Source organism: Mesorhizobium sp., assembly GCF_965229135.1.
Taxonomy (GTDB): Bacteria; Pseudomonadota; Alphaproteobacteria; order Rhizobiales; family Rhizobiaceae; genus Mesorhizobium.
The window spans coordinates 5,389,963-5,413,995 of sequence record NZ_OZ245860.1 but is presented as its reverse complement, the minus strand read 5'-3'; the positions used below and the strand labels follow the sequence as shown (position 1 = coordinate 5,413,995).

Here is a 24,033-nt window from a genome sequence, read left to right as displayed (position 1 = left end):
TCAGTTAGCGACCATTCTGAACCGCCGCATTTTACCGCGAACGTCACGGCATGGATCCTAGGGTCTGCGCGCGTCGCTTCGCTCCTTGCTCCGCCCTAGGATGACGAACGGAGGACCGGCAAATCCCTGGCAAATTCCTCAATCTCCGCCCACGGATCGCCCGATGTCTCCAGCAGCCCCGGCAGCGAGGAATAGTTCAGATCCTGCGGCGCATCGATCGCTTCCAGATCATCCCAGCTCACCGGCGTCGAGGCCGGCAGGTTTGTCCGCGCCCGCAGCGAGTAGGGCGCGGCCGACGTGTGGCCGCGTGCGTTGCGGTGATAGTCGATGAAGATACGGCGCTTGCGGTTGTCCTTGCCCATGGTGGTGGTGAAGGTGTCGGGCGCGGTGGCCGCCAGATGGGTGGAGATGGCGCTGGTCGCCTGGTGCAGCGTCTTCCAGTTCTGCTTGCCCGTCACCGGCACGGTGATGTGGATGCCGCTGCCGCCGGAGGTCTTGGCGAAGGGCACCAGCCCCAGCCCCTCCAGTTCGCCCTTGATGTGGACGGCGGCCTCCACCACTTCGCGCCAGGAAATCCCCTCGCCCGGATCGAGGTCGAAGACTATCTGGTCGGGCTTGTCGAGATTCAGGCGGTGCGTGCCCCAGGTGTGGAACTCCACGACGCCGAACTGCGCCAGCGCCAGAAAACCCTTGGCGCCTTCGACCGAGAGGTAGGATTTGGTCTCGCCCTCGGAATTGGTTGCCTGGAACGTCACCACCGAGGGCGGCATGCCGGTGAAGGCGTGGCGCTGGAAGAAACAGTCCGCCGGCTTCCCCGTCGGGCAGCGCACCAGCGACACCGGACGACCAAGGATATGCGGCAGCATGAAATCGCCGACCAGCGCGTAGTAGACGGCGATGTCGAGCTTGGTCGGCCCGGTCTTGCCGAACAGCCGCCGCTCCGGGTTGGTGACCCAGATGGTGGCAAGATCAGCCTCGGAGATCAGCCGTTTGCGCTTGGCCGAGACCGGCGTCGACAGGCCGACATCCCTGAGGCCCTTGAACACGGCATGACGCAGCGCATTGTCGGCCGTGCGGTTGGCGTAGTGGATATGCGCCGAAAACAGCGGCTTCACCCAGTGCATCTCGCGCATGATCTCGCGCGGCACGCCTTCGGGCGGCGTCGCACCTGATGTGAGCGGCTCCAGCCGGATGAGCAAATCCTCCGCCGTATCGCGGTCGAAGCCGGTGCCGACCTTGCCCCGATAATGCAGCTCGCCATCCACGAACTCGGCCATGCCAAGGGCTGCCAGCCCTTCCGCCGCGTCGGAGACCGTGTAGCCGGCAATGACGAAGTCGTCGCTCTTTAGCGCCTTGGTCTTGGTCCAGCTCTTGGTGCGGCCGCTCTGGTAGATGGCGGTCGCCCGTTTCGAGACGACGCCTTCGAGCCCCATATCCGAAGCTTGATCAAAGAGCCCCTGTCCCGAGCCTTCGACATGATCGGAGAACTGGATGGCGGAGTTCGCGCCGAGGCCGGCGAGCAATTCCGCCAGCAGCGCCTTGCGCCGGATGAGCGGCGCCTTCGTCAGGTCCCAGCCATCGAGATGCAGGAGGTCGAAGGCATAGAAATGCAGCTTGCTGCCGGCGCCCGTGGCCAGCGCGTCCTGCAGCAGCGCGAAACGGCTAATGCCCTTGGCGTCGAGCACGACGATCTCGCCATCGATGATCGCCTCCCGGCACGGCAACTTGGCGAAAGCATGCGGCAGGTCGCCATAGCGTTTCGTCCAGTCGATGCCGCCACGGGTGATCAGCCGCACGTCTCCTTCGGAGACATGCGCCATGGTGCGGTAGCCGTCGAACTTGATCTCGTGCAGCCAGGGCTCGTTGGTATTTTCCGCGGGGCCTTCGCCGCCCGGCGGCTTTGGCACCTGCGTCGCCAGTTGCGGCTCGATGCGGCCGGGCGCGGGCGCCTTCACCGCGCCCGGCAGCGTGCCGGGCTTCAGCGAACCCGGCTTCGGCGCGGACTTTGCCGCCGGCTTGGCGGCCGCCGCCAGTTCCTCGATGCGCAGGCCGGATTTCACGCTTTCCGGCCGCGCCGCGAGGATATCGAGCCTGGCGTCGGCAGCGAGGTCGCGCTCCTTGAACAGCAGCCAGTTCTTCTTGCCCTCATCCTCGCCAAGCTTGGGCTTCAGCCGCGTCAGCATCCAGCCGCCATTGAGCTTCTCGCCGGCCAGCCGAAACTTGAAGGCACCCGTGCGCAGGCTCTTTTCCACATCGTCCATCGGCGCCCAGGTCCCGGTATCCCAGACGATCATCGGCCCACCGCCATATTCGCCCTCGGGAATGACGCCCTCGAAGTCGATATATTCCAGGGGATGATCCTCGGTTTCCACCGCCAGCCTTTTGTCGGCCGGGTTGAGCGAAGGCCCGCGCGGCACAGCCCAGCTCTTCAGCACATCGCCCACCTGCAGGCGCAGATCGTAGTGATCGGCGGTGGCGTGGTGCTTGTGCACGACGAAGCGGTTGCCGTCGCCGGAGACGAGCCCGCCCGCCGGTTCGGGCGTTTTCGAGAATTCGCGCTTGGCGCGGTAGGGCTGGAGTTTGGGTGGGGTGGGCATGTTAAGGCGCGATCGATCGGTGCGCGGAGGGGGGAGCGAAGGAACGGGGCGCACGGTAAGGACCGCCGTGCTGCTCACGCTGCTCAATCGTCGGTGGCGGGCGTCAGTTCGAGCTCGGCGGGGGTCAGCCCTTCCCGCAACTGCGCGAGCCGGAACTCATCCACCCAATAGGCCTCGCCATCCACCAGCACGCGCGCGCTGTAAGCGCCGGCCGAAAAGCTCTGCGCGGTGATATAGACCTTGTGGCGGTCGAGCGCCTTGCGCACCGCGGCGCGCTTGGAATTCTGGCTGGTGACGGGACTGGCCATGCACGTTGCCCTCGGCCGCTCTCAATGCCCGGCGACTGGCCGCAAGGATGGCCGAGACGACGGGTTCTGTCAATTTGACGGCGCGGCTGTCCGTGAAACAGCCGCGAGACGAAACCCGTTCAGGGGGCCGTGCCGGTATTGACGGCGGTCGCGATGGCCTTGAACTTGCTGTTGAGACCATTTCCGAGCTGACCGGCGCCGACCATGATGGCCAGCGCGATCAGGGCCGCGATCAGCCCATATTCAATGGCCGTGGCGCCGGATTCATCACTGATGAAACGAGATAATTTCGTCGGCATATCCCATACCTTCCGTACTCGATATCCCCTCGACGCAACCCAATACATGCCACTGATTGTAAAACCATTAAGCCGCGACGATCTTGCTGTTCGATACGCAGGCGCTTTGACGGGAGCATCCATGGCTCCCGCTGCATCCGCATCGCACACCCTTGGCGACGGAAGATGGCCCCTTCTGGCGGCCGGCGACCGAGGCAAGGATCGCGGAGACCGGGGCTCCCGTCAATTTCTCAAGGTTACGGGTGGTCCGCGCCGAGGCTGTTTCCAGCTTATAGGGGCACGACCCGGACCACCCGCCCGCCTTGCGTCCTTCCCAAGACGGGGGATCAGTTAGGCGCGTCCGCGGTGCTCCGCCTTGATCAGGATCAACGGCGGGCGAAGGCCCGCGCGAAAAATCCGCCACCTGTCGAATTCAGCCATTGCCGGACGACATTGCTGCGGCGCCGATGAACCCAGCGCGCGCCCGTCACGCAAGACCAGACAGGAAGAACACCGCCATGGCCAAGATGCTCGTCATCTACAAGACCCCCACCGACCCGGCCGCCTTCGAGCGCCACTACCACGACATCCATGTGCCGCTGGCCAAGCAGTTGCCCGGCCTGCACCACTACGAGATCAGCCAGCCGCCGATCGTCGGCCTCACGCCGGACGAGACCCCCTACCGGGTGGCGACGCTTTATTTCGACAGCCTGGAAGCCATTCGTACGGCCTTTGCCAGCGATATCGGCAAGGCCTGCGCGGTGGACCGCCGCAAACTCGCCGAGGACGATGCCGTGACGATCCTGCTGTTCGATACGAAGGAGCTGTGACGGGGCGTCATGCCTCCCGATGCGTCCGGACCGCAAACCCTTCGCGGCAGCATCGATGACATCGAACCCGCCGTCTCGCGGCGGCGGGTTCAATGGTTGTGACCGCCGGCTGGCTTGTTACTTGACGATTGACGGAGACGTACCCGCCGTAACGCCCGACAGCTTCTGACGCTTGTTCAGCGTCGGCTTTTCGTAAGTCTTCTTCATCGGTATCCCCACAGCCCAAATGGCTGGCGGACGATGGTGTTTGCAATGCGGCTTTGTCAAGTCATCCCTAAAATACAACGACCCAGGGAACCATGTCCAGGCCCGCGCCGACCGCCTCACCGCAAGGCAGGCGCCCGATCCGTCCTGCGTCACCGGCCGCGCCACAACCGCCAGCGCCGACGCGCCTTCGGCACGCGGCCGTCGAAATCGTCGGGGTCGCCGGCCTCGGCAATGAAGCGCCGGCGCCACGCTTCGTTGACCGCGCCGCGCTGGCGCTGCAGCACCGGCGGCGCCGGCATCGCCCTCAGTGCCACGCCGAGCCGTTGCGCGATCATCCGGCACGCGTCGCTGGCGTCGCCAATATCTTCATAGACAAGATCCAGCGGCTCGATCCCGTGGCGCGCGAAGAAAATCGGCCAGCGCGGCTCCGCCAGTTGCCGGAGCGCCTGCTCTATGCCTTCGCGCGAATAGAGGGCGGTCCCGACGGCCTTGTCGTTGGAGTTCCAGGCCCTGTCCTGCATGGCGATGGCCAGCGAGATCGCCTGCCCCAGAAGGTCGCGGCGGCGCAGATACACCCACACGGGATCGGGGAACCAGTCGCTCAGCCGGACCTCCTGGCGCAGCCAGTCGAAATGCAGCGGAAACAGCTTCATCGACACGACGCCGTTGGCGGAGCGCCCCTTGTCGAGCACCAGGCGGCACCTGTCGGCGGGAGGCAGGGCTGGCGCCCAGCCGGGCTCGAAATATTCGTCGGGCTTGCCCAGGCAGCCCGTGCTCGCCATCATCTGGCCGAGCATCGTACTGCCCGAACGCGGCGTCGCCGCGATGATCACCGTCCTGAATGTGTCCGCCGGCACACCGGTCACGATGCATCGCCTCCGTGACTACAGCCGCCACGGGCGGCTGGCCGGCGGAGGTCGGGACGCCTCACACATCCTCGCTGTCGAAGATGAACATCTCCGCCCCGCCCGTGGCGAACACTTGCACATCGGCGGCGGCCTTCTGGCCTTCGGCGCTGGCAAAAGCGTTCTGGATGGCGGCAAGGTCGTCGAACAGCAAGGTGGCGACAAGGTGATATCTGGAAGGCCCGGCTGGCGTCGCCACCGGCCCCCGGCTGATCTCGTAGCGCCGCAGGCCCGGAATGGCCTTGGCGATGGGAATATGGGTTTCGCGATAGTAGCGGTCGAAAGCCGCCGCGTCGCTGGGCGTGCCGTACATCACCACAAGACTGGCCATCATCATCCTCTCGAAAGCCGCAGGCGCCCGGCAGCGTGGCCGCCGTGCGCCCATTGTGTCAATCAAGCATTTCTAACGACAGTCTCAGCAGGCCAGCGCCTTGAGGATGGCCGCCTGGATGGCGGGGGTGATCTCCTGGTCGTCGGGCATGTCGGCGGGGACATGGTCCAGCACCTGGTCGATCAGGGTCGGAATCCGATCGCCGAAGTCCATGCACAGTTTCGGCCCCTGCCGGGCGGCAAGCGTCACGGCCGCATCGATCTGGCCGAGCAGATAGTTGGTGCAGGCATGCTCCTTGCGGGTGTCCAGCTCGCGGTCGCGGCACATGCCCCAGAATTCACCGGACTTGATGAGCGTATAGGCCTGCCGCGGCGCGGCGATGGCGGGCGCCATGCCGGGCAACGCCACAAGCAGGGCTGACGACAGGACCATGCACCGACGCCGCATCGAGAAACTCCGCTCAAGCCGGCCGCACAGCCGGCCCGGCACCTTCCAACCCGCCAAAACTGATGGCTGGCGGCAGGGGCTTCGTCAATGCGCTGGACGAACAGGCAGCGGATTTCTACAAGCCCTCGAGTCTCTATAGGCGCTTGAGTTTCTGAAGAGCCTCGAGTTTCCACAAACAACTGAGAGGGCGGCCGGCATCGCGGCACGCTCCAAAAGACGCCCCCCAAAGGGGACCGCGGGAAAGACCGGACATGACCGACGCGATCGTGAGAGACAGCAACGGCGCCCAGCTGAATGACGGCGACAGCGTCACCCTGATCAAGGACCTGAAGGTCAAGGGCACGTCGGAGACGATCAAGCGCGGCACGATGGTGAAGAACATCCGCCTGAACGGCAATCAAGGCGAGATCGAGTGCAACACCAGGCAGGTCAAGGGCCTGGTGCTGAAGACCGAGTTTGTGAAGAAGGCCTGAGCCATATCGCCCGAAAGCGCGCGGTCAGCCGGTGCGCAGGAGATTGATATGCTGGCGCGACTGCATTTCGGCCAGCAGCGCGGCTTCGCTCGCCAAGCCGTTCTGGAAGAGGCCGAGCAGTTCGGCGGCAAGCATCTCCGCGTCCACCGCCGCATCGTGCCAGCCATCGGCACGGATTTCATCGAACACGCGCTGGAGCATCGCCAGTTCGCATGGGTAGAGCACGCATTGCTCAGAGTATCGATTGACCATCTCACGCCTCGTAGCAGGGCAAGAGTACGATCTGCGCTCCCAAGCACCGGGCGCCGCAAGCTTAATCCGGTGATGCCGTCATTAAGCAGGCATTGCGGCGCAGCGTCTATTCACTTTGACATAGGAGCGCAAAAAAGCCCGCTATCCGAGGGGGACAAGGATGCGGGCTCTTCGACAATCGATACATTCAGGTGACCGATCGGTGAGACAACCGGCTCGCGTGGCATTGGTTCCATTCCTTCGCCTGCCCGAAGCAGCACCACCCGTCGGCGACGACCTGCCAAATACCTGCCAAATCTCGCTTCACGTCTTTCTTACAACGGCGCGAACAAATCTTACCGATTGATATGGGAACGACCTGTCGCCTCAAGACTTTATATGCATAACCACTAAAGGAGGACGACATAATGAAATCCCTTTTGATTGCATCCTTGTTAGCCATTGCTTCCGCAACCGCGATGATCGCCCCGGCCAATGCCGCGAGCATTGTCCTCAGCCCCGACGGGGCCGATGTGGACCAGAATAACGGCGACAATTATTATCCCCCCCGCCACAGGGAATACTACGACGAGAACGCCCAGTACGACGGCGACAACGGCTATCGCCGCCATCACCGTCACCACTGCCACATGGAAACGGTCGTGCACTGGCGCCACCACCACCGCGTGGTCGAAGACGTCCGCGTTTGCGGCTAGGTTCGGGGTAGGAAGCGACCCGGCCGGCGCAAGCCGGCTGGGTCGCTTTTTGCTTAGCATGAGCGTCCCTTTCGAGGCAGCTACAAATCATTCAGCAAGCGGCCGCTTGACCGGCAGGTCAGCGCGGCGTTGACGGGCCCTGCTGGGCGGTGACTGCGGATAGGCGCTTACGCTTGCTCAGCGCCGGCTTCTCATAAATCTTCTTCATCGCTATTCCCCGAGTCCCCAAGGCGAAGTCGGCAACCTGGATCCGGAGCGAGAGCTTTGCCAAGCTGAGCTGAAGTTCCCCGGCCGGGGCCCGGCGAGAGCTCAAACCATCGCTAAGCCTGCCAGGGAGCCGCGCACCTACCGAGCGTTCGCGTTTCAGTGCATTGCTCCGGCAAACGCCTCACGATGGTGGGTCAGGAATGCCGGATGCGGCCAGAGTTTCGGATCGGAGGGCAAACGCAAACCCTGCGATTCCGGGCGGAAGAGATTCCGCAATTCGCCGGGCACGCGGTTGTGGGCAACGAGGAGACGATGGTTCTCGTCGATCGAAATCAGATGCCTGTCGAACAGCCAGTGCACCGTCGCGGACAGCGCGATGCCGTTCTGGACAACGTCCGGCCCACCGGCCGCGACCGGCTTGATGTGGGCCGCCTGAACCTCCGCCCTGCCGCCGCCATTGATGATACGCAGGCCGGTGACGGCGCAAGTATCCTCGTAGGCTCGGCAGACCTCGAGCCGGAAGGTCGCGTCGCGGATTTTGCGATTCAGCAATATCTGTTCGACCTGGCGATCGACCGTCTCGGCAAAACCGGGCTGTGATGGCGAAGCCATCCGCGAAGGCAGCAAGTCGAGATCGAGCTTTCTGGCGTTGGCGGGATCAAGCGTCTCGCTGAGCCCGGCCAGAACGATGTCGCCAAAATCCTCATCCAGTATCGGACGCATCGACCTGCCCTGAACCGCCTGACCGACGCGGCTGGGGTCCAGAACCTCGCGCAGCAGAGCCTCCGCGTAGCGACCGTCCCTGATAAACGGCACCGGCGTCGGAAATTCGAGATAGTCAGCCACATTGGCGTAGCAATGGTCGAACCGTTCAGGGTCCGGCACGACACTCGTCACACGCGCAAAGGCAATATAAGCGCGGCGCCCGCCATTGCGCCGCGGCTCGCGAAACAGCACCCAATCGCCAACCGCGTTGCGCGCCACCTCCAGGTAGTTCCGGCGGGCCGGGAAATGATACCGGCGGGTTATGTCATCGTCATAGCCAGAGCCAGGCTTTACGTCGAAAACGGCCTTCACGATTCCCTCAAACTCTGCGCGGCGTCGAAGCTTAGCGAGCTTTTGCATATCGCGCGAGATCACTGTCGCCATCAACCCAGGAGTTCGTGGGCCTTCCCTTTCGAGGCAAAACGCAACACCATCCGTGCGAATCGATGAGACTACTGAAAGTGGACACCCTCTCCACCAGTGAACGCAGCGAGCGGATGGCGCGTATCCATGGCAGGGATACGAAGCCAGAGATGGTCGTACGCCGGCTTCTTCACGGGATGGGCTATCGCTACAGGCTTCATCGTGGCGACTTGCCCGGGAAACCGGACATTGTTTTTGGAAAACGCAAAAAGGCGATTTTCATTCATGGGTGCTTTTGGCATCGTCACGATGATCCAAACTGCCGCCTTGCTCGCCTGCCAAAATCCCGGCTGGAGTTTTGGGGGCCGAAACTGGCGGCGAATGCGCAGCGCGATGAGCTCAAGCAAGACGCTTTGAAACGACTCGGTTGGAACGTACTGGTTGTCTGGGAATGCGAATTGCGGCAGAGTGAACAATTAGAGAACAAGCTGCGCCAATTCGTGGGGGAATAGCATGAAATCGATCGAGCTCTTCGCGGGCGCCGGCGGGCTTGGCATGGGCGTCAGCCGTGCTGGTTTCGCGCCACAGGCCGTGATTGAATGGGACCGGTGGTGCTGCGACACCATTCGCGAAAATCGGGCGGATGGCCTCGGCCTGGTTGGCGATTGGCCAGAGCCGACCGAGGGCGATGTCCGCGATGTGGATTTTCGCGACCACGAAGGCAAGATCGACCTGGTGACAGGCGGCCCGCCCTGCCAGCCATTCTCGCTCGGCGGCAAGCACCGCGCCCACGCGGATTCCCGCGACATGTGGCCGGAAGCGGTCCGGGCGCTGCGCGAAACAAAGCCTCGCGCCTTCATCTTCGAGAATGTGAAAGGCCTGACGCGCGAAACCTTCGCCACGTATTTTTCGCACATCGTCCTGCAGATGACCTACCCAGAGTTGGTCGCCGGACCGGACGAGGGCTGGGAAAGCCATCTGCGCCGACTCGAAAAACATCACACCGGCCGCCGCGGCTCGGCGGGCTTGGAATACCGGGTCGTTCAGCGTGTGTTGAACGCGGCCAACTATGGCGTCCCCCAGCGCCGCGAGCGCGTCGTCTTTGTAGGCTTCCGTAGCGACCTGGACATCAAGTGGGCCTTTCCGCTGGAAACACATTCCTTGGATGCCATGCTTTGGGATCAAACCAAGGGTGACTATTGGGATCGACACAAGGTCCGCAAGGCCGATCGCAAGGTCGGAGATCGACATCATGAACGCGCGGCACGTCTCGACGGTCAGCCGAAGACGTCGCCTTGGCGGACAACCCGGGACGCGATAGGCGACCTTCCCGATCCGGAGCATGAATCGCGCAAGGCCGCGAACCACAACAACCATCGGTTCCAGCCTGGCGCCCGTTCCTATCCTGGCCATACCGGCAGCCCGCTCGATGAACCGGCCAAGACCTTGAAGGCCGGCGTGCACGGCGTGCCAGGCGGAGAGAACATGCTGCTGAGGCCAGACGGCAGCGTGCGCTACTTCACTGTGCGCGAAAGCGCCCGCCTGCAGACATTCCCAGATGATTTCCGTTTCCACGGAGCGTGGTCCGAAACCATGCGCCAGCTTGGCAACGCCGTGCCGGTGGAGTTGGCGGATATCATCGCGCGCAGCGTGAAACGCCATCTCGACTTCGGCGGCGCGAACTTCCTGAAATGAAGGCCTACGTCGAGTTCGAGTTCGACCTTCCAGGCGCCTTGTTGGCCAGGCTTATCCAAGTGCTGGACGAACTCGAAACCGCCCCATTGAACAATGCGAGTTTGCTGGAGGTTCCCGAGGAACAAGGCGTCTACCAGCTTCTGCTCGACGATCGCGTCGTCTATGTCGGCAAGACCGACGCGGATGCGGGACTTCACAAGCGGCTGGCTCGTCATGCACGCAAGATCATGCATCGAGTTGGTCTCGATCCCGCACGTGTAAGTTTCAAGGCAGTGCGCATCTTCGTGTTCACCGCGGTCGATCTGGAATCCGATCTCATCCGGCACTACGGCGGGGTGAAGGCGATTGATTGGAACGGTAGCGGCTTCGGCTCCAATGATCCCGGCCGGGAACGCGACACCACCAAGGTAGATCCCAAGAACTATGACGCTAAATTTCCGATCGATATCGACCGGGAATTGGCGTTCGCGATCGATGATCGCGAACCAGCGGCAAACGCGCTCTCCCGGCTCAAGGAGGCCTTGCCCTACACATTCCGCTACCAGGGAAGTGGCGGCCGCAACCGGAAACCTCACGACGACTTCGAAGGGACCGTGCTTTCGCCGCTAAGCGGACCGCTCACGCCGCGCTCGGCGATCCGCCACATCGTCCAGGCTTTGCCGTCGGGATGGCAGGCGACGGCACTGCCTGGCTACATAATTCTCTACAAGGAGGCGCGAGAGTATCCTCAAGCCGAGGTGATCGCGGTGTCAGGCGTCTAGCTGGAAAATCGGCGGCATGGCTTTTTTCAAGCGACTATCAATCAACGTCTTGGCTTTGGCACTGGCTACTTTCATCGGACTGGCGCAACAACGCAGGCCGCGTATGTGTTTCACATCAATGTTGGGCGCCAGCCAATGGGGCCACCGATTTTAGGACTTCTTGTTTCGCTGATCGTTGCCGCGGTTGCGCCGAGGACGACGTTCCTGCCAAGATTTCTCGTGTTCACCGGCATCTTCATCGCCGAACTGGCGCTGTCCATCGGCTTTGCCAATGCGATGCTGCACATGATCAACGTCTATTGGGCTGGAAATGTGGACGCAGGCAAGCCTTGGATATACGGCGGGATCTTGATTCCTGTCATCAACTGCGTTGCCGGCATCATGGTCCTGCGCCGGTTCAGGACACCAAAGCCAACTGACATAGACGTTGATTGGGCCCGATAGCCAACGCGCATGAGCTCTCCTGACCATTCCAGGCGCGGCAAGCTTCCAAGAGGTCGCGACAGCGGCGAATCTCGCTGCCCCCGTCACCCCACCTTCCTCCCCAGCATCATCCCATAGTGCACCGCCAGCAGGTCCAGCCCGACCTTCAGCAGTTTCGTCACCACGTCCCGCCCCTCGCCGGTCTGCTCGGCCAGGCTCTTGATCGAGCCGCCGGCGCAGCACACGGCCTGCACCACGGCGGCCACCTCCCAGTGCGCGAGCGCTTTGGTGGCGGCGGCGTGCGCGCGGCCGGCGTCGAGCACGCTGTCGGCGATGCCGCCGCCCTGGCGGCCGCCGTCGACGCGTTCGCTCCAGCGCATCGGCTTGACGCTCGCCTGCTGGCTGCACTGGAAATGCAGGCGGTAGCGCTGGCCGGCTTCCCGCTGCTGGCCCGACAGCGAGGTGATGCCCAGCAGCGGGTCGACATTGCGCACCCGCACGATGCCGCCGGTGGAGGTGTGGCCGTCGTTCGACACTTCGTAGACGCGCCGCGCCTCCTGCGTGCCGGCCGCAAGACGCTTGCGGCCGTGGGCGTCGTCCCTCAGCGCGAAATCATGGCCGATCTCGCGGCGGATGCGCACCTGCTCGGCCTCGCCCTTCGGCAACTTCGGCGTCTGCGGCTTGGCGGCTTTGGTTTTCTTGCTCATGGGTGCTCCTTGGGTTGGGGTGTTCGAATTGGGTTGGAGCGGCGATCAATGCGCATTTTGCCGCTTTGATTGTGCAAGGCTGGCGCTGCCCCTCATCGCCCTGCCGGGCACTTCTTCCCGTATAGGGACGGGGAGAAGGACGCCGTCACAGATGGTTTCGCCAAATCACCAGCGTCAGCAGAATGAAGCGCGGCGGCCGCGTTCTCCCTTCTCCCCCGTCCCTATACGGGGAGAAGGTGCCGGCAGGCGGATGAGGGGCAGCGCCAACCGACCGAAGCAGTTGCGCGCATCCTTACGCAGCGCCCCTCCTCCCCACCTGTTGCGCCAGCGTGCCCGCCGCGCGCCGTGCCAGCAGCTCGCGTATCGTTCGGCGCTCGCGCACCTCGATGCAGAGCTGCGCGCTGGAGGGGCAGAACTGGGCGGTGCCGGCCTTCACCTCGCCGCGCATGAAGCGCTGGATGGCCGATTGCAGGTCGGCGAGATCGGCGTCCTGCACCGAGGCCAGATAGCCGCGCATCTGCATCTCCACGTCAGCGAGCGCGGATTGCGGGAAGCATGAGAACATCGCGGCCAGCGCCTTCGTCGCCTGCTGCAATTCGGCTGCTGTCATGGTTCAGGATCTCCTCGATGATGGTGTTGGCGGCGTCGGTGTGGGTTTTGGGCTGATGCCAGCCCGGTGGTCTGGCGAAAGCCAAAGGCTTTTTGCTCGATGAGCCGGACGATCGTCGTGCGTTTTCGGCGGCGCTTTCGCTTGATGAGCCCGAAGATCGCCTTGCGATCTCGGGCGCGTGGCGCCGCGAAAAATGCTTCGCGTTTTCGCTGGGGTTTTCGCTGGAAAAAGCGCCGGCTTTTTCCGTCTGGTTTCTGGACTCTGGAAGATGCTCCGGCAAATGGCTGTCGTTTGCCACACTCTCCCCTCGTGTTTTCAAGGCCTTGGCCGCACCGCCCAGCGCTCCGGCGGCGGCCCTCGCCTCGCTTTTCACCAGGCTTTTGCGCAGCTCTTTCGTCAGCCGCTTGTGGCTGATCTCGCCATTTGCGCGCTCGAAGAAGGTCAGCAGGTCGGCGCTGATCGCCCGCCATTTCTTCAGCGACATCCGCACCACGCGCGACAGCTTCACATCGTCGTCGGGCAGCGTGCCACCGGCGTTCCACATCGCCATCAGCATCAGCATGTAGGCGCCGATCTGCTCGGTGGAGAGTTGCAAGGTGTCGCCGACGAAATCGGAAACGTAGAGCTGCATGAACGGCCGTTCGCTCATCGCGGCCCATCCCGCGTCGTTCCCGCCGGATTCAAGCGTTGCCTGATGGAACCACCGCCGCGTTTCGACGTTGTGTCGCGTCGAAGGCATGAGCCTGATGCTCGCGAGCGGTTGGCGCGGTTCGTGCATGAATTCAATGTGTTGCAGCGTGTCCCGCGTGCCCGTCGGCGCGCGCGCCGCTGCACGAGAGGAGGCTCCCGACGATGACGACATTCCACCCGATCACGCTGCGTTTCTGCGACAACAAGACCATGATGGTCGGCTCGGTCGCCGAGGCCGCCACGGCGCTCGGCCAGCAGTGGCCCGACAAGACCAGGCTGAGCTACCAGGCCGCCGCGCGGCTGGTGGCGCTGGCCGTCGACGGCACCTGCAGCCAGCGTCCCGCCTTCGACGCGCTCACCAAAGCCGCCACCGAACAGGGAATGCTGGTGGTCAAGCCGAGGTCGCGCGCCAATGAATGGCTCGATGCCGTCAGCCCCTGAAACCGGCAAGCCGAACGGCGAACCGGCTGATGATGTGATGCAACCAAACGGGCTGATCGCGCGTTGATCGATGCGAGGGTTTGCATGACAACAAGGGAGAAAAATGCCTTGGGTACGATGAAAACCAGCCTCACGGTCAGGGTTTGCCTGGATGGGCAGACAGAGGATATCGAAAACGTCAATCACGCCGCCGACTTCCTGCAGCGCTGGCCGATCGAGCGCCGCGGCCATGTCTACCGCACCGCGCTCAACGCCTGCAGCGCCGCCATCGCGGCCCAGATCTCGGCGTCCGATGCCATGAAGGCCTTTGCCGGCTTCGCCAGGGTCAGCGGCATTCTGGTGCCGAGCGGCGAAGCCATGGTGCTGGAGCAGCGGACCGTGCAGATCCGCATGCCTAAAGAAGGCCGCCATATGCCGAAATAGGCGTCTTGCGCCGCATTGCATGGGCAGTGTCCTTAAAGTCAGCCGGTTGGGCAACGCTCGACCGGCTTTTGTTTGTGTGGCGATAGGATGAGGTGCCAGCGAGCTCTCCCTTCTCCCCGTCCCTATACGAGGAGAGGCGAGCGTCATCATTGGCGTCTCCCGGCCGAAGCTCGCAGCCATTACCCGAGCCCCGCGCGCTCGTTGGCCAGCAGCGTGCGGCGATGGTCGTGGAAGCGGGCCTGATGGTAGGCGCAATAGCTTTGCGTCGCCTTGGTGCGCAGGCCGCAGCACAGCATTTCCGGCCCGGGCCGCGCGCCTGGCGGGTCATTCTCCGGCTCTTCCTCCAACGTCAGGTCCAGCGGCGCGCGGCAGCGGGAAAACAGGCAGTCGATGAAGCGCATGGCCGCCACCTGCGGCGGGCGACCGGCGGCGGCGGGGCGCGGCGCCGGCACTTTCAGGCGAAAGGCCTCGCCCTCAGGAACAAGCCCGGCCTCTTGCAGGAAAAGGCGCGGCGGCAGCCAGGCCGGCGGCGGCAGCTTGCGGTGCCGGCACGGCCTGGACGAACCAGGCGCGCCCTCCCCGTATCGGCCCTGCCCCGGCCGCGGCCCGGTTAGCCCAGCGTTCCCGCTCTGCACGGCCGAACTGCTCTGTCCGGCCCGCTTGCCAGACGTGCCTGCGAATCCGCCCTGGGCCGCCGCCAGCTTCCTTGGCCGTCCACCCGCCCTGCCGCCCTTGGGGTTGGCAAAGCCGATGGCGCGCAGCGACACGTTCCGGTGCACGATGCCGATGATGGCGTTGCGCGAAACCGGGATACCGCGCAGCACGCTGAAGCGCGCCGCGATCTTGGAGGCGGAGAGCCCGTCCTTCAGCCAGGCGGCGATCTCCATCAGTTCAGTGTCGGTATAGGCGCTCACGGTCTGCCTCCTTGTTTCGCGCAGCCTCCGGCCGCGCCGAAAAGACGCTGGGAAGGCCGATATCGGGGGTTCAGCCGGCGTCAGGGCCGGCGGCTGTCAGCTTTGTCCGGTCGGTCGCCGCCGTTCAGGTCGGCCCGCCGCCCTTTCAGGGCGGCGCATCGCCGGCATCAGGGCACGCCAGCCGAAACGCGGCCTCGGCCTGCGCCACCGTGGCGGCGGAAACCGCCCTGCCCGACAGCCGGTCGAACAGGATGACCGTGCCATCCTGCGTGCGGATGCATGACCTGCCCGGACGTATCCGGGATGCCAGCCATGTGGCGCGGTCGCGACAGAAAAGGGGGCCGGAGCCGAGGGGAGCGGCGGCTCCGGCCGTTCCGGTCGCCGGTGACGGGCGGACCGGACCCGAGGCATCGGCATGGCGCGCCGACCCGGCTTGCGGGTGACGGCATGCGTTCGAGGGAGCCTCGGGCTTCGCTTCGGCCGGGGAGGAGGACGGCCGGAGCGGAAGGGAATGGGTTGGGTGCGTGCTCATGCGACATCTCCCGTCAGGTCGCCCGCCACGCCTTGCGGGGCAGCACCGTGGGGCGCCGGCCCAAAAATGTCGGGGCGCAGCATGTGACGGGACACGCCGGTGAACTGCTCGACCTCCAGCACGCGGCGCGCCGGCACGTCCTGCCATTGCAGCACGGCGGACGGCGTCACCCGCAATTGCCTGGCAAGCGCGCTGGCGCTGCCGGCCCGTTGCAAGGCGAGGTGGAGCGCGGACAAGGGATGGTGCGTGTTGCTCATGGATAGATATAAGCATAACTCAAAAAATGATGCAAGCGATTCTTTCATAGACGAGAACCGCTTTCATCGCTCACATGGCGCCATGGCGAAAACGGAACTGTCGATCAAGGTCGGGGCGGCGATCCGCAAGGCGCGCAAGCAGCGCGGCATGGTCATGCGCCATATCGCCGAGCACAACGACACCGATGTCGCCGCCGTCGGCAACTGGGAAACCGGCCGCAATCTGCCCAAGACAGAGAACCTCCTGAAGACCGCGGCCTTCCTGCGCGTCGACCCGGTGGCACTCGGCAAGGGCGAGGTCGTGTTCCTCGAGGATGCCGGCCCGGTGGCCGACGCCGAGATCGTCACCGACGCCGCCCCCCTGCCCGCCGGCTCGATGGACATCGAGGTGCTAGGCGCCGCGGTCGGCGGCGACGATGGCGACTTCACCTTCAACGGCGAGCCAGCCGGCTATGTCCAGCGCCCGCCGGGCGTGCGCAACCTGCCAAAGGTGTTCGCGCTGCACGTGCTCTCGGATTCGATGGTGCCGCGCTACGAGCCCGGCGACCTGATCTATTGCGGCGGCCGCGACGCCGTGCCCGGCGACCATGTGGTGATCGAAACCTTCCCGGAAGAAAACGAGCGAAACGGCAAGGCCTTCATCAAGAAACTGGTCAAGCGCACCGCCGCCGAACTGGTGGTCGAGCAGTACAATCCGCCAAGGACGCTGACCTTCAACCGTTACGCCATAAAACACGTCTGGCGCGTCATCCCGCTCAAGGAACTGCTGGGCTACTGAGGGCATTGCGCGCCCGCGTTGTAAATTTTTCGCAAAAACTTTACAACGGCTTGAATTCCGCCATCTCGACAGCTACAGTTGTACATAATTTGCAAAACATTTACAACCGAGCTTCGAATGAAAGAAGTCGATATCGTCTACAGGACCATGTTCGCCGAGCTTGATCAGCGAACCTTCGACGCGGCCTTCGCATCGGATTTTTCCAGCGATGGACTTTTCGTGAAGCAGAAGTCCAAGAACCAGGAGTTCTGGTATTTTCAGACCAATGTCGACGGAAAGCCTGTCAGGAAATATGTCGGTCCCAGTTCCAGCAAGGAGATAGACGACCGGGTCAAAACATTCAAAGAGCTGAAGAACGACCTGAAGACCCGCCGCAAACTGACGTCGACCCTCGTCAGGAATGCTTACCTGCCCGCCCCGGAACGATTCACCGGCGACGTCGTGGCCGCGCTCTCAAATGCCGGCCTGTTCAGGCTCAGGGGCGTCCTGGTCGGGACGGTCGCCTACCAGTGCTACGCCGGCCTTCTCGGAATTCGACTGCCGTCAACGGCCATGCAGACGGGCGACGCCGATTTCGCGCAGTTCCATTCGATTTCCGCCGCCATCGAAGACAGCCTTCCGCCGATACTGGACGTGCTCAAGGCGATCGACCCGACCTTCCGCGATATTCCACACCAATCGGACGGCAAGTTCAGCACCCAGTTTGAGAATGCCGGGAAATTCAGGGTCGAGTTCCTGACCCCGAACACGGGGAGCGAAGAACATTCGGGGCGCGCGGCAAAAATGCCGGCGCTGGGCGGGGCCGCCGCCCAACCCCTCAGATTCCTCGACTTCCTCATCCAGGATCCGGTGCGCACCGTCATGCTGCACAAAAGCGGCGTTCCCGTCACGGTCCCCGCGGCCGAGCGCTATGCGGTCCACAAGCTGATCGTCAGTTCACGGCGACGCAACGATATGTCGGGCTACGCCAAGCGCGCGAAAGATACGCTGCAGGCCGCCTCCCTTGTCGAAGCCCTGGTTCAAACGCGGCGCCACGGCGACCTCGCCATGGCCTTCGCGGAAGCCTGGAACCGAGGTCCTTCGTGGCGCGAAGGGATTTCCGCAGGCCTGTCCTATATCGAGGACAACAAGCGCGGTCTTGTGGAGGACGGACTTCGAAAAGGCTTGCTTGAGATCAATGAAGATCCCAGGGACTTCAGCCTCGCCTCCTGAAGACCAGTCCCGGCCAGCACTTCAAACGTCCGAAACCCGCAAGGACAGGCAACTGGCTTTGCGCCGTCACGCGGATCACGTCTCACGCCCTCTTGCCCCACTCCAGCGGCACCTCGCGGCTGCTCAGCATGCGCGCTTCGGCGAGCGTGCGCTGCCTGTCGTCGATGAACGCCGCCTGGATCGACACCGCGCCGCCCGGCAATCCATCGGCCCGGCAGGCCGAGCAGATGATGCGGCCCGAAAGCGCCGACAGCGGCGTCTGCCTGGTCACGCCGAAACGCTTGAGCTGATCGGGCTTCCACCACCTGTTGCGGCCGCAATCGACGCATTCGACGGCGATCGACACGACATCGGCGATCGTTGGTTCCCTTCCCGGCAATGCCATCGCCCCTCCCTCATGTTCCTGATTTGTTCACATAATCGTGTGTTTCGGCGCGAGAGTCGAGTCGCGCCGCTCAAACTTTTACAAGAGTATCACTTGTCTTGTTTTTGAGTTATACTTATATCCATAGGGCGAACACGAGTCGCCTGGCATGGTCGGCGCGGTTGGCTCCGGCACATCGACACATAGGGGGACAGATGACTCGGGCTATCGCCGGTCATGGCCGGATCGTGATGCCGCTTTTCCAGACATCGCGGCGCGCCGAGGCGGCCGGGCATGCACCCTCACCGGGCCGCGCCAGTCACGAGCCGATCCGCACGCCGGAATCGCCGCGATGAGCGAGGGCTTCGCGAGCGCCTGCGGCTATAACGGCAACAGCCCTGCCCTTCTCGAGGCTTTCGAGGCGATCCGCCAGTGCGGCATTCGCCAGGCACGGCAGGAGCACGACCGCCGCAAGGCGCTGATCGACGGGCTCGCTCTTGGCGAGGACCTGTTCCTGGCGGCCATCCGCCCGGCGCTGTCGGCCGAAGAGGCCATCGAGGACGCCACCCGTTTCATCGCCTTCTGGCGGAACATGCCGCGCTGGCGCCAGGAGCGGCGGTTGCCCGATCTCGCGCGGGCCAGGCAGCGGCTTCTGCTCGCCCGCTTCTTCCGCCGCTACGGCCGCCGAATCTGGCAAAGAGAGGCGGCGTGAACATCTGGCATGTGGATCCTCTATATCATGGCACGAGAAGCCATTTTTCCACTTATTTTCAAGTTAAATTGCATGATCATCAAGTCATTTATGAAACACAGGAGGCGAACTTTGCCCTCCGCAACCGGAAGACAACTTTGGCGCGCATTGAACCATTTACTCTCCATCCGCGTTATATTGGAAAGGAAGAGCCAATGCCTTATGCCACACCACGATTCGAATGCCTGCCAGACAGCGCCGGGACATGGATGGTCTGGGACAACGTGACCCGGGCACCCGCCGCGCTTGGCGGTTGCGAGCTTCGCGGACGACAAAAGCACAGGGCCGAGGTGGCTTGCGGCATCCTCACCCGCATTTTTTCCAACCGCATGGATGCCAAGGCCGTCAAGAGCGACGCGAAGAGTCCCGGCCGCGACGCGGCGGACGCGGACAGGAAAGAGTGAGGCTCCCGCCCGCGTGACAGCCCGGTCTTTCCGATCCGATGGCCTGCCGCTATAGGCAGGCCATGGACCGCAAGACCTACATATCGAGCCTTTTTACCGGCGCCGACCAGCGGCGGAATTTCCAGACCCTGGATACAGTCTTTCCTGTCGCGCGCATGTCGGCATCACCGGCGCCCTTTGCCTTTCCACGCGGGCCGGCGCTCGTCCTGCCGGCGATCTACACCCACGACGGCGTCGACCATTCGGTCGATTCAATGCTCGACGAGACCGAGACCATGGCCTTGTTGGTGGTCAGGGACGGGTCAATCGTCTTCGAACGCTACGCGGACTGGGGCGGGCCTGACAGACGCTGGAAGTCGATGTCGGTTGCCAAGAGTGTCATCTCCGCGGCGCTCGGCATCGCGTGGGGCGAAGGCCTGCTCCCGTCGCTGGATACCTCCGTGTCATCCATCCTGCCCGAGCTCGCCGGCTCGGCCTATGACGGTGTCGGCATCAAACATGTGCTGCAGATGTCGTCGGGCGCGGCATGGAACGAGGACTACAGCGATCCCGAGTCCGATATCAACCGCTTCGCCGCGATCACCGCCAATGGCGGCTCCTTCAACGCATTTGCGGCAACGCTGACCAGAGCCCGCGAGCCGGGCACGTTCAACCTCTACAACAGCACGGACACGCAAGTGCTTGGCATGCTGCTGACGCGCGTGACCGGACGGCCGATCCACGACTATGTCGGCGAAAAACTCTGGCATCCGCTCGGCATGGAGGCGGAAGGCTTCTGGCTGCTCGACGACCACGGCATGGAGATGGCCTATGCCGGCCTCAATGCCACGGCGCGCGACTATGCCAGGATCGGCGAGCTTTTCCGCAACCGGGGCCAGTGGCATGGCCGGCAAATCGTGCCAGCGGCTTGGGTCAAGGCATCCGTCACACCCGACGCGCCGCACCTCATGCCTGGCGAAAGCGGCCTGTCGGACTCACTCTTCGGCTATGGCTACCAGTGGTGGGTGCCCGCTGGCGATGATGGCGAATTCGCCGCGATCGGCGTTTACAACCAGTTCATCTACGTCAACCCCGCAAGGCGCGTGGTCATCGTCAAGCTTTCGGCCAGCCGCCGCTACGGGCTCACCAGCGACGAGACATCCTATCGCGAATATGAGACGGTCGACATGCTGCGCGCCATCGCCGTCGCGGCATAATCCCGGCGCGGCATCATCCGCGCTTCGCTGGCGGCGTGTCGGCGGGCTTGGGATTGTCGACGCTGTTCTCGTTCACCTGGAAGGCCTTGCCGTCGACCTTTTCCGGTCTCGTTCCGTCGCCGGATTTCTGTTGCGGCGGCTCCTTTGGCAGCACTTTCTTCGTCCCGTTGTCGTTCACGCTGTTCTCATTGATCTGGAACGCGACGCCTTCGACATTGTCATGGTGAAGCTTCTCGCCGGTCTTGGGATTGATGTCTTTCGCCATTGGGAAATCTCCATGTTGCGCCGCATCGGCACGCGTGCCGCCGGGGAGTGAACGTTCGCCCGCGCGGCGGGTTCCCAGGCGAAACCGGCAATCCTGGTCCGCATTTGCGTGAATCGCACGAATGCAAGGACCGCTTTACCGATTGTTCAAGAAGCTTTCCCATTGTCGGGTGGGGCGGTTCGAACGGAAACTAGGACAGGACCGTGGACATGCACCGCAATGCGATAGAGACGCCGCCACCGCTGGCGACGGATGACAGCGCGGAGGCCGGCCGCCTTGCCGCGCTGGACCGGCTCGACATACTGGACACGCCACGCGAGGAGAGTTTCGACCGCATCACGCGCATCATCCGCAACGTCTTTGAACTGCCCGTCGCGCTGGTCTCCATGATCGATGGCCACCGCCAATGGTACAAGGCCTGCGATGGGCTTGGCGACGGCACCGAGATCGACAGGGCCGGCTCATTCTGCAAATACACCGTGCGCGAAATGACACCGTTGATCGTCCCGGATGCCAGCCTGGACGCAAGGTTCAGTGTCCATCCACACGTCATCGGCGAGCCGCATGTGCGCTTCTATGCGGGCGTCCCGCTGCGCACCGGCGACGGCAACAACATCGGCACGGTCTGCGCCATCGGCTTCGAGCCGCGCCAGTTCAGCGCCCGCGACACGGAAATACTGTCCGACCTGGCGCAGCTCGCCATGGATGCGCTGGAGTTGCGCCAGCAGGCTTCCTTCGACATGCTGACGGCCGCGCTATCGCGCCGCGCCTTCAAGGAACAGGCCGGCAAGGCGGTGGCGCTGGCGCAGCGCCACAAGCATCACCTTGGCTGCATTGCCTTCGACCTCGACCATTTCAAATCGGTCAACGACAGCCACGGCCATGCAGCCGGCGACAAGGTGCTGGCGGCGGTGGCCAAGGCCTGCCGGGGCGAACTGCGCGGCACCGACCTGTTTGGCCGACTGGGCGGCGAGGAATTCGCGATCCTGGTCCCGCACACCGATCCGGGAAGCGTCATCAATGTCGCCGAAAAGTTGCGAGCGGCGATCGCCCGCATCGTCGTCGACGCCGGCAATGCCCAGGTGCGGATCACCGCCAGTTTCGGCATCGCGGCGCTGGATGCGCGCACGCCCGACATCGACACACTGCTCGCCAATGCCGACGCCGCGCTCTACCAGGCCAAGGGCGCCGGCCGCGACCGTTGCATGGCTTGGCACAATGCCGCCAGCGAGAGGAGCGTGCGGCGCCGGGTGCTGAAAGCGGGCCGCATCCTGTTCAACGACCGGCGGTCGTCAATCGACTGCACTGTCAGGTCGCTGGCCGGGGATTCCGCCGGACTGGACGTGACCACCTCCATCGGCGTTCCCGAAACCTTCAACCTCGCCATTCGCGCCGACGGCTTCGAAACCCGCTGCCGCATCCGGTTGCGAACGGAACGGCATATCGAGGTCGAATTCTGCTAGGGATTTCCGCCGGCCGGTGTTCGGCTTCGCGGTGCCGCCCGCCAGTCGCGATGCCCCGTCCCACGCAACGCCGACGCCACATCAATCTATTTTTGGAGGCATCGCGTTATCGGCCGGAACCGTTTGCCATCGGGCGCCGTTCTCCCGGGTATGAAAAAGACGTTGACCTTTGTGATTGTCGCCCAGGCTGCCGGCGCGTTGGCGCTGCTGGTGGCGGCGGGCTGGGAAATGATGCCGGGTCCGGCGGTCGCGGCGCAAGCGGTGGCCATGGAAAAGGCATCAGTTCCCAAGCCCGACGATTGCAGCAAGGCAACCTGGCCCAACATCCCTCAGAAATGCCTGGATACCAGTTCCGGCGCGGGCCGCACGGTTTCAGCCGTGGTCGTGATTCCGAACAACTAGATCCCGTCCCACCCTGGATGGGGAGTTTGTTTCGGCCGCTGACTGGCCGAGGCCTTAGCCAGAACATGCCATGACGCCCGCGCTCACAAAATCGTGGGGTGCCAGCCGAAAAACCTCAAGACAGGCTCTTATCGGTCGCGTTAGACTGAACTGATTTGGCGCCGCGGCGGTGGCCTGATCTCCAAATATCAGGGAAGTTGCAAATATGAACCGAACGCTTACCGGGCTTGCCGTCATTCTCGGCATCCTCCTCATAGTACTGGGCGTCGTCTACTGGACGGTTCCCGCCGGCTCGCTGCCGGGCTTCATCCCCGGCGCCGAAGCCGGATCGACGGTCGTTCATTTCAAGCATGGGCTGGGCTCGGTCATCGTCGGGCTGGCGCTGTTCGCTTTCGCCTGGTTCCAGAGCGGCCCCAAGCAGAGCCGATAAAGCAGAACCTAAGCACACCGATCGGGCGAAACCGATCGGGGCTTCGATCTTCCAGTGGACGCCCGCGCCCGTGTGAACAGGCGCGGGCATTTTGTCTCAGGCCGCCTCGGCCTGCTGGTTGACCGCTGTCTTGGCGATGTCGGTCAGCGCCAGGTCGGTGGCTTTCTCTTCCTTGAGCGTGGCCTCGAGCAGCGTCACGGCGTCGTTGAGGCCGAGCTCTTCCGCCCAGGTCCGCAAGGTGCCGTAGCGCGACATCTCGTAGTGCTCGACAGCCTGCGCGGCGGCGAGCAGGCCGGCGTCCAGCGCCGGCGAGCCCTTGTATTCGGTCATGATCTCGGCGCCCTCCTCGGTGATGCCGACGATGGCGGCGCAGGTCTTGCCGGCCGGCTTCTTGCCGATGACGCCGAACACCTTTTCCAGCCTGTCGACATGGCCTTGGGTCTCGCCATGATGCTTTTCGAAAGCCGCCTTCAGCTCCGGGCTGTGTGCCGCCTTCGCCATTTTCGGCAAGGTGGCGAGGATCTTCTTTTCAGCGAAATAGATGTCCTTCAACGTGTCGTGGAACAGGTCTTCGAGCAGTTTTTGCTTGGCCATGTGGTTTTCCTTTCTGGTGGTCCCTCGCATCTCCAATCTCCGACACTTCCACTTGTTCCGGCG

Annotated in this window: 34 protein-coding genes; 17 read left to right on the top strand and 17 right to left on the bottom strand. The window is 63.6% G+C overall.

Annotated elements, in window-relative coordinates; genetic code table 11:
* Positions 1-95: 95 nt before the first annotated feature.
* From ligD to ACO07C_RS26010, 3 genes are all read right to left on the bottom strand, one after another.
* Entirely contained in the window at positions 96-2,597 is a 2,502-nt protein-coding gene (gene ligD, locus ACO07C_RS26020; protein WP_421917032.1) for a DNA ligase D, read from the bottom strand.
* Between the two features lie 83 nt (positions 2,598-2,680).
* Complete coding sequence (locus ACO07C_RS26015) at positions 2,681-2,905, bottom strand: hypothetical protein (protein ID WP_227346058.1); 225 nt, start codon at positions 2,903-2,905, stop codon at positions 2,681-2,683.
* Positions 2,906-3,024: 119 nt separating this feature from the next.
* Positions 3,025-3,204 (bottom strand): Flp family type IVb pilin, encoded by a 180-nt coding sequence (locus tag ACO07C_RS26010; RefSeq protein ID WP_421917607.1) that lies wholly within the window; start codon positions 3,202-3,204, stop codon positions 3,025-3,027.
* A gap of 497 nt (positions 3,205-3,701) precedes the next feature.
* Between ACO07C_RS26010 and ACO07C_RS26005 the strand changes: the two genes are divergently transcribed.
* Entirely contained in the window at positions 3,702-4,013 is a 312-nt protein-coding gene (locus ACO07C_RS26005) for an EthD family reductase (RefSeq protein ID WP_421917031.1), read from the top strand.
* Positions 4,014-4,369: 356 nt separating this feature from the next.
* Here the strand turns inward: ACO07C_RS26005 and ACO07C_RS26000 are convergent, their stop codons facing one another.
* From ACO07C_RS26000 to ACO07C_RS25990, 3 genes are all read right to left on the bottom strand, one after another.
* Positions 4,370-5,086, bottom strand: coding sequence for a Stf0 family sulfotransferase (locus ACO07C_RS26000; RefSeq protein ID WP_421917030.1), 717 nt, complete (start codon positions 5,084-5,086; stop codon positions 4,370-4,372).
* Between the two features lie 61 nt (positions 5,087-5,147).
* Positions 5,148-5,456, bottom strand: a complete 309-nt coding sequence (locus ACO07C_RS25995; protein ID WP_421917606.1) for an EthD family reductase — start codon at positions 5,454-5,456, stop codon at positions 5,148-5,150.
* 84 nt (positions 5,457-5,540) lie between these two features.
* A complete protein-coding gene (locus ACO07C_RS25990) occupies positions 5,541-5,888 on the bottom strand; it encodes a hypothetical protein (protein ID WP_421917029.1) in 348 nt (115 codons plus the stop codon).
* Positions 5,889-6,154: 266 nt separating this feature from the next.
* On the opposite strand from ACO07C_RS25990, the gene ACO07C_RS25985 reads away from it, so the two are divergent.
* The gene (locus ACO07C_RS25985) at positions 6,155-6,376 is read left to right on the top strand and encodes an alkylphosphonate utilization protein (protein ID WP_421917028.1); all 222 of its coding nucleotides are present in this window, start codon (positions 6,155-6,157) and stop codon (positions 6,374-6,376) included.
* A 24-nt stretch (positions 6,377-6,400) separates the two neighbouring features.
* Here ACO07C_RS25985 and ACO07C_RS25980 read toward each other — a convergent pair whose 3' ends face one another.
* On the bottom strand, positions 6,401-6,628 hold the full coding sequence (locus ACO07C_RS25980) for a hypothetical protein (protein ID WP_421917027.1): 228 nt from the start codon (positions 6,626-6,628) through the stop codon (positions 6,401-6,403).
* A 407-nt stretch (positions 6,629-7,035) separates the two neighbouring features.
* Between ACO07C_RS25980 and ACO07C_RS25975 the strand changes: the two genes are divergently transcribed.
* Entirely contained in the window at positions 7,036-7,323 is a 288-nt protein-coding gene (locus tag ACO07C_RS25975; protein ID WP_421917026.1) for a hypothetical protein, read from the top strand.
* A gap of 363 nt (positions 7,324-7,686) precedes the next feature.
* Here the strand turns inward: ACO07C_RS25975 and ACO07C_RS25970 are convergent, their stop codons facing one another.
* Positions 7,687-8,607, bottom strand: a complete 921-nt coding sequence (locus ACO07C_RS25970; protein WP_421917025.1) for an HNH endonuclease — start codon at positions 8,605-8,607, stop codon at positions 7,687-7,689.
* 134 nt (positions 8,608-8,741) lie between these two features.
* On the opposite strand from ACO07C_RS25970, the gene ACO07C_RS25965 reads away from it, so the two are divergent.
* The 4 genes from ACO07C_RS25965 (at position 8,742) to ACO07C_RS25950 (ending at position 11,558) form a co-directional block, all read left to right on the top strand.
* Positions 8,742-9,170 (top strand): very short patch repair endonuclease, encoded by a 429-nt coding sequence (locus tag ACO07C_RS25965; protein WP_421917024.1) that lies wholly within the window; start codon positions 8,742-8,744, stop codon positions 9,168-9,170.
* 1 nt (position 9,171) lies between these two features.
* Entirely contained in the window at positions 9,172-10,353 is a 1,182-nt protein-coding gene (locus ACO07C_RS25960; RefSeq protein ID WP_421917023.1) for a DNA cytosine methyltransferase, read from the top strand.
* Entirely contained in the window at positions 10,350-11,114 is a 765-nt protein-coding gene (locus ACO07C_RS25955) for a GIY-YIG nuclease family protein (protein ID WP_421917022.1), read from the top strand. Before ACO07C_RS25960 ends, ACO07C_RS25955 begins: the two co-directional genes overlap by 4 nt.
* Before the next feature lie 105 nt (positions 11,115-11,219).
* The gene (locus ACO07C_RS25950) at positions 11,220-11,558 is read left to right on the top strand and encodes a hypothetical protein (RefSeq protein WP_421917021.1); all 339 of its coding nucleotides are present in this window, start codon (positions 11,220-11,222) and stop codon (positions 11,556-11,558) included.
* 83 nt (positions 11,559-11,641) lie between these two features.
* On the opposite strand, the gene ACO07C_RS25945 is transcribed toward ACO07C_RS25950, so the two are convergent.
* The 3 genes from ACO07C_RS25945 to ACO07C_RS25935 all read right to left on the bottom strand — a co-directional run bounded on the left by ACO07C_RS25945 (position 11,642) and on the right by ACO07C_RS25935 (position 13,503).
* A complete protein-coding gene (locus tag ACO07C_RS25945) occupies positions 11,642-12,244 on the bottom strand; it encodes a DUF6456 domain-containing protein (protein WP_421917020.1) in 603 nt (200 codons plus the stop codon).
* A gap of 292 nt (positions 12,245-12,536) precedes the next feature.
* Positions 12,537-12,761: a hypothetical protein gene (locus ACO07C_RS25940; protein ID WP_421917019.1), complete on the bottom strand. Its 225-nt coding sequence runs from the start codon at positions 12,759-12,761 to the stop codon at positions 12,537-12,539.
* A 13-nt stretch (positions 12,762-12,774) separates the two neighbouring features.
* Complete coding sequence (locus ACO07C_RS25935; protein WP_421917018.1) at positions 12,775-13,503, bottom strand: YdaU family protein; 729 nt, start codon at positions 13,501-13,503, stop codon at positions 12,775-12,777.
* 203 nt (positions 13,504-13,706) lie between these two features.
* On the opposite strand from ACO07C_RS25935, the gene ACO07C_RS25930 reads away from it, so the two are divergent.
* Positions 13,707-13,985: a DUF982 domain-containing protein gene (locus ACO07C_RS25930; RefSeq protein WP_421917017.1), complete on the top strand. Its 279-nt coding sequence runs from the start codon at positions 13,707-13,709 to the stop codon at positions 13,983-13,985.
* 117 nt (positions 13,986-14,102) lie between these two features.
* Positions 14,103-14,408, top strand: coding sequence for a DUF982 domain-containing protein (locus ACO07C_RS25925; protein ID WP_421917605.1), 306 nt, complete (start codon positions 14,103-14,105; stop codon positions 14,406-14,408).
* Positions 14,409-14,587: 179 nt separating this feature from the next.
* On the opposite strand, the gene ACO07C_RS25920 is transcribed toward ACO07C_RS25925, so the two are convergent.
* From ACO07C_RS25920 to ACO07C_RS25910, 3 genes are all read right to left on the bottom strand, one after another.
* Positions 14,588-15,322: a GcrA cell cycle regulator gene (locus tag ACO07C_RS25920; RefSeq protein WP_421917016.1), complete on the bottom strand. Its 735-nt coding sequence runs from the start codon at positions 15,320-15,322 to the stop codon at positions 14,588-14,590.
* 145 nt (positions 15,323-15,467) lie between these two features.
* A complete protein-coding gene (locus ACO07C_RS25915) occupies positions 15,468-15,854 on the bottom strand; it encodes a hypothetical protein (protein ID WP_421917015.1) in 387 nt (128 codons plus the stop codon).
* Positions 15,851-16,111 (bottom strand): transcriptional regulator, encoded by a 261-nt coding sequence (locus ACO07C_RS25910; protein ID WP_421917014.1) that lies wholly within the window; start codon positions 16,109-16,111, stop codon positions 15,851-15,853. The genes ACO07C_RS25915 and ACO07C_RS25910 overlap by 4 nt, the downstream gene beginning before the upstream one ends.
* Positions 16,112-16,193: 82 nt before the next feature.
* Here ACO07C_RS25910 and ACO07C_RS25905 point away from each other — a divergent pair, with 82 nt between their 5' ends.
* Together ACO07C_RS25905 and ACO07C_RS25900 are read left to right on the top strand one after the other, a co-directional pair.
* Positions 16,194-16,889 (top strand): XRE family transcriptional regulator, encoded by a 696-nt coding sequence (locus ACO07C_RS25905; RefSeq protein WP_421917013.1) that lies wholly within the window; start codon positions 16,194-16,196, stop codon positions 16,887-16,889.
* A 117-nt stretch (positions 16,890-17,006) separates the two neighbouring features.
* A complete protein-coding gene (locus tag ACO07C_RS25900) occupies positions 17,007-18,101 on the top strand; it encodes a GSU2403 family nucleotidyltransferase fold protein (RefSeq protein ID WP_421917012.1) in 1,095 nt (364 codons plus the stop codon).
* Positions 18,102-18,183: 82 nt separating this feature from the next.
* On the opposite strand, the gene ACO07C_RS25895 is transcribed toward ACO07C_RS25900, so the two are convergent.
* Entirely contained in the window at positions 18,184-18,486 is a 303-nt protein-coding gene (locus tag ACO07C_RS25895) for a hypothetical protein (protein ID WP_421917011.1), read from the bottom strand.
* Positions 18,487-18,817: 331 nt separating this feature from the next.
* On the opposite strand from ACO07C_RS25895, the gene ACO07C_RS25890 reads away from it, so the two are divergent.
* The 3 genes from ACO07C_RS25890 to ACO07C_RS25880 all read left to right on the top strand — a co-directional run bounded on the left by ACO07C_RS25890 (position 18,818) and on the right by ACO07C_RS25880 (position 20,816).
* Positions 18,818-19,177, top strand: coding sequence for a hypothetical protein (locus ACO07C_RS25890; RefSeq protein WP_421917010.1), 360 nt, complete (start codon positions 18,818-18,820; stop codon positions 19,175-19,177).
* Entirely contained in the window at positions 19,174-19,620 is a 447-nt protein-coding gene (locus ACO07C_RS25885; protein ID WP_421917009.1) for a hypothetical protein, read from the top strand. Before ACO07C_RS25890 ends, ACO07C_RS25885 begins: the two co-directional genes overlap by 4 nt.
* Before the next feature lie 62 nt (positions 19,621-19,682).
* Positions 19,683-20,816 (top strand): serine hydrolase domain-containing protein, encoded by a 1,134-nt coding sequence (locus tag ACO07C_RS25880; protein ID WP_421917008.1) that lies wholly within the window; start codon positions 19,683-19,685, stop codon positions 20,814-20,816.
* A gap of 13 nt (positions 20,817-20,829) precedes the next feature.
* Here ACO07C_RS25880 and ACO07C_RS25875 read toward each other — a convergent pair whose 3' ends face one another.
* The gene (locus ACO07C_RS25875; protein ID WP_421917007.1) at positions 20,830-21,081 is read right to left on the bottom strand and encodes a hypothetical protein; all 252 of its coding nucleotides are present in this window, start codon (positions 21,079-21,081) and stop codon (positions 20,830-20,832) included.
* Between the two features lie 209 nt (positions 21,082-21,290).
* Here ACO07C_RS25875 and ACO07C_RS25870 point away from each other — a divergent pair, with 209 nt between their 5' ends.
* The 3 genes from ACO07C_RS25870 to ACO07C_RS25860 all read left to right on the top strand — a co-directional run bounded on the left by ACO07C_RS25870 (position 21,291) and on the right by ACO07C_RS25860 (position 23,376).
* Positions 21,291-22,544, top strand: a complete 1,254-nt coding sequence (locus ACO07C_RS25870) for a GGDEF domain-containing protein (protein WP_421917604.1) — start codon at positions 21,291-21,293, stop codon at positions 22,542-22,544.
* A 150-nt stretch (positions 22,545-22,694) separates the two neighbouring features.
* On the top strand, positions 22,695-22,946 hold the full coding sequence (locus ACO07C_RS25865; RefSeq protein WP_421917006.1) for a hypothetical protein: 252 nt from the start codon (positions 22,695-22,697) through the stop codon (positions 22,944-22,946).
* 205 nt (positions 22,947-23,151) lie between these two features.
* Complete coding sequence (locus ACO07C_RS25860) at positions 23,152-23,376, top strand: hypothetical protein (RefSeq protein ID WP_421917005.1); 225 nt, start codon at positions 23,152-23,154, stop codon at positions 23,374-23,376.
* A gap of 96 nt (positions 23,377-23,472) precedes the next feature.
* Here the strand turns inward: ACO07C_RS25860 and ACO07C_RS25855 are convergent, their stop codons facing one another.
* Positions 23,473-23,970, bottom strand: a complete 498-nt coding sequence (locus ACO07C_RS25855; RefSeq protein ID WP_421917004.1) for a ferritin-like domain-containing protein — start codon at positions 23,968-23,970, stop codon at positions 23,473-23,475.
* Positions 23,971-24,033: the final 63 nt, after the last annotated feature.

Coding starts and splice junctions, on each gene's coding strand:
- ACO07C_RS25935 (WP_421917018.1), bottom strand. CDS start 13,503: ATGAGCGAACGGCCGTTCATGCAGCTCTACGTTTCCGATTTCGTCGGC.
- ACO07C_RS25875 (WP_421917007.1), bottom strand. CDS start 21,081: ATGGCGAAAGACATCAATCCCAAGACCGGCGAGAAGCTTCACCATGAC.
- ACO07C_RS25870 (WP_421917604.1), top strand. CDS start 21,291: ATGCACCGCAATGCGATAGAGACGCCGCCACCGCTGGCGACGGATGAC.
- ACO07C_RS25915 (WP_421917015.1), bottom strand. CDS start 15,854: ATGAGCACGCACCCAACCCATTCCCTTCCGCTCCGGCCGTCCTCCTCC.
- ACO07C_RS26005 (WP_421917031.1), top strand. CDS start 3,702: ATGGCCAAGATGCTCGTCATCTACAAGACCCCCACCGACCCGGCCGCC.
- ACO07C_RS25890 (WP_421917010.1), top strand. CDS start 18,818: ATGAGCGAGGGCTTCGCGAGCGCCTGCGGCTATAACGGCAACAGCCCT.
- ACO07C_RS25895 (WP_421917011.1), bottom strand. CDS start 18,486: ATGGCATTGCCGGGAAGGGAACCAACGATCGCCGATGTCGTGTCGATC.
- ACO07C_RS25910 (WP_421917014.1), bottom strand. CDS start 16,111: ATGAGCAACACGCACCATCCCTTGTCCGCGCTCCACCTCGCCTTGCAA.
- ACO07C_RS25980 (WP_421917027.1), bottom strand. CDS start 6,628: ATGGTCAATCGATACTCTGAGCAATGCGTGCTCTACCCATGCGAACTG.
- ACO07C_RS25905 (WP_421917013.1), top strand. CDS start 16,194: ATGGCGAAAACGGAACTGTCGATCAAGGTCGGGGCGGCGATCCGCAAG.
- ligD (WP_421917032.1), bottom strand. CDS start 2,597: ATGCCCACCCCACCCAAACTCCAGCCCTACCGCGCCAAGCGCGAATTC.
- ACO07C_RS25995 (WP_421917606.1), bottom strand. CDS start 5,456: ATGGCCAGTCTTGTGGTGATGTACGGCACGCCCAGCGACGCGGCGGCT.
- ACO07C_RS25975 (WP_421917026.1), top strand. CDS start 7,036: ATGAAATCCCTTTTGATTGCATCCTTGTTAGCCATTGCTTCCGCAACC.
- ACO07C_RS25930 (WP_421917017.1), top strand. CDS start 13,707: ATGACGACATTCCACCCGATCACGCTGCGTTTCTGCGACAACAAGACC.
- ACO07C_RS25940 (WP_421917019.1), bottom strand. CDS start 12,761: ATGCGCGGCTATCTGGCCTCGGTGCAGGACGCCGATCTCGCCGACCTG.
- ACO07C_RS25960 (WP_421917023.1), top strand. CDS start 9,172: ATGAAATCGATCGAGCTCTTCGCGGGCGCCGGCGGGCTTGGCATGGGC.
- ACO07C_RS25855 (WP_421917004.1), bottom strand. CDS start 23,970: ATGGCCAAGCAAAAACTGCTCGAAGACCTGTTCCACGACACGTTGAAG.
- ACO07C_RS26015 (WP_227346058.1), bottom strand. CDS start 2,905: ATGGCCAGTCCCGTCACCAGCCAGAATTCCAAGCGCGCCGCGGTGCGC.
- ACO07C_RS25860 (WP_421917005.1), top strand. CDS start 23,152: ATGAACCGAACGCTTACCGGGCTTGCCGTCATTCTCGGCATCCTCCTC.
- ACO07C_RS25900 (WP_421917012.1), top strand. CDS start 17,007: ATGAAAGAAGTCGATATCGTCTACAGGACCATGTTCGCCGAGCTTGAT.
- ACO07C_RS25965 (WP_421917024.1), top strand. CDS start 8,742: ATGAGACTACTGAAAGTGGACACCCTCTCCACCAGTGAACGCAGCGAG.
- ACO07C_RS25880 (WP_421917008.1), top strand. CDS start 19,683: ATGGACCGCAAGACCTACATATCGAGCCTTTTTACCGGCGCCGACCAG.
- ACO07C_RS25955 (WP_421917022.1), top strand. CDS start 10,350: ATGAAGGCCTACGTCGAGTTCGAGTTCGACCTTCCAGGCGCCTTGTTG.
- ACO07C_RS25945 (WP_421917020.1), bottom strand. CDS start 12,244: ATGAGCAAGAAAACCAAAGCCGCCAAGCCGCAGACGCCGAAGTTGCCG.
- ACO07C_RS25990 (WP_421917029.1), bottom strand. CDS start 5,888: ATGGTCCTGTCGTCAGCCCTGCTTGTGGCGTTGCCCGGCATGGCGCCC.
- ACO07C_RS25865 (WP_421917006.1), top strand. CDS start 22,695: ATGAAAAAGACGTTGACCTTTGTGATTGTCGCCCAGGCTGCCGGCGCG.
- ACO07C_RS25925 (WP_421917605.1), top strand. CDS start 14,103: ATGAAAACCAGCCTCACGGTCAGGGTTTGCCTGGATGGGCAGACAGAG.
- ACO07C_RS25985 (WP_421917028.1), top strand. CDS start 6,155: ATGACCGACGCGATCGTGAGAGACAGCAACGGCGCCCAGCTGAATGAC.
- ACO07C_RS26010 (WP_421917607.1), bottom strand. CDS start 3,204: ATGCCGACGAAATTATCTCGTTTCATCAGTGATGAATCCGGCGCCACG.